Below are 7549 nucleotides of genomic sequence, written 5' to 3' on the forward strand. Positions count from 1 at the left end.
GCGGCGAGCACCGCCCGCTGCACCGGCTCGATCTCCATGCCGAGGTCCATGGCGAGCTTGCGGACGTACTCCGGGCGCTTCTCCCGGTCCTTCAGTTGCGCGACAAGCGGCGCGGCCCGGCGCATCGCCTCCACCCGGCCGTCGACCGTGTCCAGGTCGAAGCGGCTCAGCTCGTGCCGCAACGCGAAGTCGACAAGCGGCTCGCGCCGGGCGACCAGGTCACGCACCGCCAGGTCACCCTTTGCGAGCCGCAGCTCACACGGGTCCATGTTGTCGGGGCTGACCGCGATGAACGTCCGGCCCACGAAGCGCTGGTCGTCGGAGAAGGCGCGCAGCGCGGCCTTCTGCCCGGCGGCGTCCCCGTCGAAGGTGAAGATGATCTCGCCGGCCACCGAGTCGGTGTCCAGCAGGAGCCGGCGCAGCACGCCGATGTGGTCCGCGCCGAACGCGGTGCCGCACGTCGCCACCGCCGTGGTCACCCCGGCCAGGTGGCAGGCCATCACGTCGGTGTACCCCTCGACGATCACCGCCCGCCCCTGCTTGGCGATCTCCCGCTTGGCCTGGTCGATGCCGTAGAGCACGTGCGACTTCTTGTAGATCGGCGTTTCGGGGGTGTTCAGGTACTTCGGACCGTCGTCATCGTCGAAGAGCTTGCGCGCCCCGAACCCGATCACGTCCCCGGTGAGGTCCCGGATGGGCCAGAGCAGCCGGCGACGGAACCGGTCGATGAGCGTGCCTGAGCGCGACTCCCGGGACAGCCCGGCCGTCACCAACTCCTGGTGGGTGAAGCCCTGCTGGCGCAGGTGCTTGGTGAGCGGATCCCAGCCCTCGGGCGCGAAGCCGCAGCCGTAGCGCTCGGCGGCGGCCCGGTCGAAACCGCGCTGGGCCAGGAACTCCCGGGCCGGGCGGGCCCCCGCGGTGCTGAGCTGCGCCCGGTAGAACTCCACGGCGGCGGCGTGCGCGGCGACCAGACGCTGACGCTGACCCTGCTGCGGACGCGGACGCGGGGCGCCCCGGTCGTCCTCCACGTAACGCAACTGGATGCCGACGCGGCCGGCCAGCCGCTCGACGGACTCGACGAAGCTGAGGTGCTCCGCGTCCATCAGGAACTTGATGGCGTCGCCACCGGCGCCGCAGCCGAAGCAGTACCAGACGTTGCGGGCCGGAGAGACGTTGAACGACGGGCTCTTCTCGTCGTGGAACGGGCACAGGCCCTTGAGGTTGCCGCCACCTGCCGACTTCAGGGTGACCGTCTCGGAGATCACATCCCCGATCGAGGTGCGTTCCCGGACCAGTGCGATGTCCTCGTCCCGGATCCGCCCAGCCATGCGCCACCCCCTCGCCGTACATCCTGCCCTGCCGGACCGACGACGTGCCCGCCGGGGGACGCCCGTGTGGCGGCCACCGCCGCGCGGTTGATGCTGTTCCTGCTCGCGCTGGTGATCGTCGGATACGCCGTGCTGCTCACCCGCCGGCTCACCGCGGCCAGCCAGGAGACCGACCTGTGACCGGCGCTCAGGCGGCCGTCGCCTCCTCGGCCGCCACCTGCCGGTTCCAGTCGGCCTTGGTGGAGCGCCAACCCTCGTCGTCCATCCCGCGCCGCCAGTAACCGGAGATGGAGAGCCGGTCGGCGGGCACACCCCGCTCGGCGCGCAGCAGCCGGCGCAGCTCACGGACGAACGTCGCCTCGCCGTGCACGAAGGCGTGCACCTGACCGGGCGGGAACTCCAGCTCCCGTACCGCCGCCACAAGCGCGGCGCCCACCGGAGCCGCCCCACGGTGCAGCCAGGTCAGCTGGACCGCGCCGGGGCTGAGCAGCTTCTGCTCCTCGGCCGGGTCGGCGATCTCCACGAACACGTGCGCCGGGGCGCCCAGCGGCAGCCGCTCCAGGGCGGCGGCGATCGCCGGCAACGCGCTCTCGTCACCGACCAGCAGGTGCCAGTCCGCGTCCGGGCTCGGCGCGTACGCCCCGCCGGGGCCGACGAAGTGCACCGGGTCGCCGGGGCGCAGCGCGGCGGCCCACGGGCCGGCGAGCCCCTCGTCGCCGTGGTGCACCACGTCCACGGTCAACTCCTCGGCCAGCGGATCCCACCGTCGCACGGTGTAGGCGCGCAGCCGGGGCCACTGCTCCCGGGGCAGCTCCCGACGGATCACCGCCATGTCCATCGGCTGCGGATAGGCCACACCCGGCTGCGGGAACACCAGCTTGATGTAGTGGTCGGTGAACTCGCCCACCGGCAGGTCGGCAAGCGCGTCCCCACCGAGGACGAGCCGGATCACGTGCGGGGTGGGTCGCTCGGTGCGCAGCACCTGGACCGAGGTGACCGTCATGTTGTTAGGTTAGCCTAAGTCGATGAGGTGGCGTCGCCCACCAGACGGGTGTGCCACGTCACCGCCGCCGGATCGGTGAGCGAGGCGACCTGGTCGATCACCACGCGCAGCCGGGCCGCGTCGTCCGGCGCGGCCCGCCACAGCGGCGCGGAGATCGGATCCAGCCCGTCCGGCGCCCGCCGGACCAGCGCGGCCACCAGCTCCGCCAACATCGTGCGCTGCCGCTCGTAACGACCCCGAAAGCCCGAACGGCGCATCACATAGCGCAGCGAGATGCCCTTGAGCAGGGCGCAGTGTGCCCGGACCCGGCGCGGCACCACCAGATCGGCGGCGTAGCGGCGATGCGGGCCGGGGCCGAACCGCTCCTCCGTGGCGGCGACCGCGGCGGACACGAACCGGCCCGTCAACCCGCTGGTCGTGGCCTTCAGGGCGACCTGGGCGCGATGGCTGCCGTCGTACCCGGCGAGCGGGGCGAGCAGCGGATCGGCAAGCAACTCCACAAGCACCCCGGCCAGGTCGTCGGCCGACTCCCCCGAGTACGTGGCGGCCACGTCCGCGCAGAGCGCGGCCCGCTCGTCGGCGTCGTCGAGCAGCGGACGCAGCGTCACGTACCCGCCGTGCACGCCGTCCTCCACGTCGTGCACCGAGTACGCGACGTCGTCCGCCCAGTCCATCACCTGGGCCTCCAGGCAGCGCCGCTCCCCGGGCGCGCCCGCCCGGATCCAGTCGAAGACCGCCGTGTCGTCGGCGTACACCCCGAACTTGCGCTGCCCGGCACGGCGCGGCCACGGATACTTGCCGATCGCGTCCAGCGACGCCCGGGTCAGGTTCAGCCCCGCGGACGAGCCGTCCGGGGCGAGCACCTTCGCCTCCAGTCGGGTCAGCACCCGCAGCGTCTGCGCGTTGCCCTCGAAACCGCCGCACGGCGTGGCGAGCAGATCCAACGCGGCCTCGCCGTTGTGCCCGAACGGCGGATGACCCAGATCGTGGGCCAGCCCGGCGACGTCCACCACGTCCGGGTCACAGCCCAGGCGGGCACCCATCTCCCGGGCGATCTGCGCCACCTCCAGCGAGTGCGTCAGCCGGGTACGCAGGAAGTCGTCGGTGCCGGCCGTGTGCACCTGGGTCTTGGTGGCCAACCGTCGGAACGCCGCCGAGTGCAGCACCCGGGCCCGGTCACGCTCGTACGGCGACCGGCGATGCCCGGTGTCCTTGGGCGGCTCCTCGACCAGCCGAGCCTCCGGGTTGCCGCTCACGCAGAACGCAGGACGCAGAACTCGTTGCCCTCCGGGTCGGCCAGCACCGTCCAGTCGACGTCGCCCTGGCCGATGTCGACGTGTCGGGCGCCCATGTCGACCAGGCGCTCGACCTCGGCCTCCTGGTCGGCCGGACGCAGGTCGAGGTGCAGCCGGTTCTTGCGCTCCTTGCCGTCGGCCACCGGCACGAAGACCAGGCCGGGCAGCCGGTCGGCGGACTGGCGGATCTCCACCTCGTCGGGCTTCTCGGTGACGACCTGATAGCCGAGCGCCTCGGCCCACCAGCGGGCCAGTCGGGCCGGATCACGGGCATCGACGGTCAGGCTCTCCCAGACGCTGGTCATGCAGTCATCCTTCCCCTCGACGGCGTACGCAATCGGCCGTGTGCGAGGAGCCAAGATTACGCCCGCCACGGCCGCTCGACCTGCCCACGACGCATCGGCGCCGGGTCCACAACCGCCGATTGGCCGACAGTTGTCGACCGATTGCCGAGGGTTACGGGGCCGACACCGTCCGGCGGGGCGAGTTCCGCGAGTCGGTGGTCCGCACCACCGCCGGTTGCGTGGTGACCTACCCGGCGGGGCGCACCGCGCTGCTGACCCTGGTCACCGCGTCATCCACGGAGGACCTGGAGGCACTGCACGAGGAGGCGCGGGCGGTGGCCCGCCGGGCCGGCTCGGTGTGGGACACCCGCCGCGGCCCGATCGGCGCCACCCCCGCTCCGGACGCCCACGCGCCGCTGGCCGTGCGTACCCCGATGGCGGCCCTGCCGACGCAGTTGCGCCGCTCGTCCCGACCCACCTGGCGTCGCCCGCCGATCTGAGCGTCGGTGCCCGGCGGCGGCCGGGAGGCCCGGTCCGCCGCCGGCCCACCTCAGCGGCTGTCCGACCCGCCGGTCTCCACGACCGCCCGGCCCGCCTCCAGCCGGGCCACCGGCACCCGGAACGGCGAGCAGGACACGTAGTCCAGGCCGACCTCGTGGAAGAAGTGCACCGAGTCGGGGTCACCGCCGTGCTCACCGCAGACGCCGAGCTTCAGCCCGGGCCGGGCGGCCCGACCCTCCTCGGCGGCGATCCGCACCAGCCGGCCGACGCCGTCGCGGTCGATCGACTCGAACGGTGAGATGCCGAAGATGCCCAGCTCCAGGTAGCGCCAGAAGAACGCGCCCTCGACGTCGTCGCGGGAGAAACCCCAGCCCATCTGGGTCAGGTCGTTGGTGCCGAAGGAGAAGAACTCGGCGGCCTCGGCGATCTGGCCGGCGGTCAGCGCCGCCCGAGGCACCTCGATCATGGTGCCGATCAGCACCTCGACCCCGCTGTCCCCGACCACCTCCGCGATGATCTTCTCGGCCTCGGCGCGGACCGTCTCCAGCTCCTGCACGGCCCCGACCAGCGGCACCATGATCTCCGGCCTGGCCACCCCACCGCCCCGGGCGCAGCTGACGGCCGCCTCGGCGATGGCCCGCACCTGCATCGCGAACAGGCCGGGGATGACCAGGCCGAGGCGTACGCCCCGCAACCCGAGCATCGGGTTCTCCTCGTGCATCCGCCGGACGGCGGCGAGCAGGGCCTCCTCCTTCGCGACGTCCTCGCCACGCTCCTGCGCGACCGCCACGTTCACCGCGAGCTGCTCCAACGGCGGCAGGAACTCGTGCAGCGGCGGATCGATCAGCCGGACGGTGACCGGCAGGCCGTCCATCTCGCGGAAGATCTCCTCGAAGTCGGCCCGCTGCAACGGCAGCAGCGCCGCCAGCGCCGCCTCCCGCTCACCCTCGGCGCGGGCCAGGATCAGCCGCTCGACCAGCTCCCGCCGCTCACCGAGGAACATGTGCTCGGTGCGGCACAGCCCGATGCCCTCCGCGCCGAAGCGCCGCGCCCGGGCCGCGTCCGCGCCGGTGTCGGCGTTCGTGCGGACCGCGAGCCGCCGCTTGCCGTCGGCGTGCGTCATGATCCGGTGTACGGCCCGGACCAGCGCGTTGTCGATGTGCTCCGGGTCGAGGCTGCCCTCGAAGTACTGCACGACCTCCGACGGCATGACCGGCACCTCACCGAGGTAGACCTTGCCGGTGGTGCCGTCGATGGACACGACGTCGCCCTCGTTCACGGTCTGCCCGGCCACGGTGAAGCGCTTCGCCGGCACGTTCACGTCGATCTCGTCGGCGCCGGAGACGCAGGTCTTGCCCATTCCCCGAGCCACCACTGCCGCGTGGCTGGTCTTGCCGCCCCGCGAGGTCAGGATGCCCTTCGCGGCGATCATGCCGTTCAGGTCGTCCGGGTTGGTCTCCCGGCGGACCAGGATCACCGACTTGCCCTCGGCGGCCAGCTCGACGGCCCGCGCGGAGGTGAAGACCACAGTGCCGGACGCCGCACCGGGCGAGGCACCGATGCCCTTGGCGACCGGTTGGAACTCGTGGTCGAGCTGGAAGCGGGGGAACATCAGCTGCGCGAGCTGCGCGCCGTTGACCCGGTGCAGCGCCTCGTCCAGGTCGATCAGGCCCTCGTCGACGAGTTGCCCGGCGATGACGAACGCGGCGGCGGCCGTGCGCTTGCCGACCCGGGTCTGCAACATCCACAGCTTGCCGCGCTCGATGGTGAACTCGATGTCGCAGAGGTCCTTGTAGTGCTCCTCCAGCCGGGCCATGATGCTGAGCAGCTCGTCGTAGGAGGACTTGTCGAGCTGCTCCAGCTCCTGCAACGGCACCGTGTTGCGGATGCCCGCGACGACGTCCTCGCCCTGCGCGTTGGCCAGGTAGTCGCCGTAGATGCCCTGCGCCCCACTGCCCGGGTCGCGGGTGAACGCGACGCCGGTGCCGGAATCCGGGCCGAGGTTGCCGAAGACCATGCTCACCACGTTGACCGCGGTGCCCAAGTCGGCCGGGATCCGCTCCTGGCGGCGGTAGAGCACCGCACGCTCGGCGTTCCACGACTCGAAGACGGCGCGGATGGCCAGGTCGAGCTGCTCGCGCGGCTGCTGCGGGAACTCCCGACCGGTGTGCTTCACGAAGATCTTCTTGTACGCGTCGACCAGCCCGCGCAGGTCGTCGGCGTCCAGATCCAGGTCGTTGGAGGTGCCCTTGGCGTTCTTGGCCTCGTCGAGCGCGTGCTCGAACTCCTCGCCCGGCACCTCGCAGACCGTCTTGCCGAACATCTGGATGAGCCGCCGGTAGGAGTCCCAGGCGAACCGGTCGTTGCCTCCGGCCTGCGCGGAGAGCCCGACCACGCTCTGGTCGTTGAGTCCGACGTTGAGGACGGTCTCCATCATGCCGGGCATGGAGAACTTCGCGCCGGACCGGACCGACACCAGCAGGGGGTCCTGCGGGTCGCCGAGGCGCTTGCCCATGGCACGCTCCAGCGACTCCAGGTGCTTCTCGATCTGACCGGCCAGCCCGTCGGGCTCCCGCCCGGTCGTGAGGTACGCCTGGCAGGCCTCGGTGGTGATGGTGAAGCCGGGGGGCACCGGCAGGCCGAGGTTGGTCATCTCGGCGAGGTTGGCGCCCTTGCCGCCGAGCAGGTCCTTGAGATCCTTGTTGCCCTCGGAGAAGTCGTAGACGTACTTGTGATCGACGGTCTCTTGCGCTGCCACCAGAGCCTCCACAACACACGCGCCGGATTGACACTTAACGAAGGTTCAGTTTTCTTCTTCCCCGGGACGGACCGCCGGTAATCCCGGGGTCGACGCCGTTCGGTGGGCGAAGGTTAAGCGAACATCGAGTGACCTGGGACCGTTCGGTGACAATTGGCACAGCCATCACGACTATCCGTGTTCGTACCGGTTTTTGGGAACGCTTCCATGCGCACCATCACGCATCCCCGCCGAGCGTCGTACGCTTGACCGCACGCCAGCCGGTGAACCTCACTTTTGCCATAACCGACGCGAATACACCCCCGGAGTCGCCGCCGTGTCGACCACGCCCTCCCCCGGCCCCACCGCGCCGGTGGCGGGGACGGCGGTGGGGCCGGGGG

The 7549-nt window shown here is 71.5% G+C and carries 5 protein-coding genes and 1 pseudogene; 1 reads left to right on the plus strand and 5 read right to left on the minus strand.

Annotated elements, in window-relative coordinates:
• From dnaG to FHG89_RS32290, 4 genes and pseudogenes are all read right to left on the minus strand, one after another.
• A pseudogene (gene dnaG / locus FHG89_RS32275) lies at window positions 1–1350 on the minus strand (DNA primase); the annotation flags it as partial.
• 165 nt (window positions 1351–1515) lie between these two features.
• The gene (locus FHG89_RS32280) at window positions 1516–2331 is read right to left on the minus strand and encodes a siderophore-interacting protein (RefSeq protein ID WP_139588166.1); all 816 of its coding nucleotides are present in this window, start codon (window positions 2329–2331) and stop codon (window positions 1516–1518) included.
• A gap of 14 nt (window positions 2332–2345) precedes the next feature.
• Window positions 2346–3587, minus strand: coding sequence for a deoxyguanosinetriphosphate triphosphohydrolase (locus tag FHG89_RS32285; protein ID WP_139588167.1), 1242 nt, complete (start codon window positions 3585–3587; stop codon window positions 2346–2348).
• Complete coding sequence (locus tag FHG89_RS32290; RefSeq protein ID WP_139588168.1) at window positions 3584–3931, minus strand: VOC family protein; 348 nt, start codon at window positions 3929–3931, stop codon at window positions 3584–3586. Before FHG89_RS32290 ends, FHG89_RS32285 begins: the two co-directional genes overlap by 4 nt.
• Window positions 3932–4050: 119 nt before the next feature.
• Between FHG89_RS32290 and FHG89_RS32295 the strand changes: the two genes are divergently transcribed.
• On the plus strand, window positions 4051–4410 hold the full coding sequence (locus FHG89_RS32295; protein WP_208761184.1) for a roadblock/LC7 domain-containing protein: 360 nt from the start codon (window positions 4051–4053) through the stop codon (window positions 4408–4410).
• A gap of 50 nt (window positions 4411–4460) precedes the next feature.
• On the opposite strand, the gene ppdK is transcribed toward FHG89_RS32295, so the two are convergent.
• Entirely contained in the window at window positions 4461–7169 is a 2709-nt protein-coding gene (ppdK, locus tag FHG89_RS32300) for a pyruvate, phosphate dikinase (protein ID WP_139588169.1), read from the minus strand.
• Window positions 7170–7549: the final 380 nt, after the last annotated feature.

The sequence above is a fragment of the Micromonospora orduensis genome (genome assembly GCF_006228125.1).
In the GTDB taxonomy this organism is placed as follows: Bacteria; Actinomycetota; Actinomycetes; order Mycobacteriales; family Micromonosporaceae; genus Micromonospora; species Micromonospora orduensis.

Excerpts from the sequence above, each read along its gene's own strand:
- FHG89_RS32290 (WP_139588168.1), bottom strand. The coding sequence starts at position 3,931 with ATGACCAGCGTCTGGGAGAGCCTGACCGTCGATGCCCGTGATCCGGCC.
- FHG89_RS32280 (WP_139588166.1), bottom strand. The coding sequence starts at position 2,331 with ATGACGGTCACCTCGGTCCAGGTGCTGCGCACCGAGCGACCCACCCCG.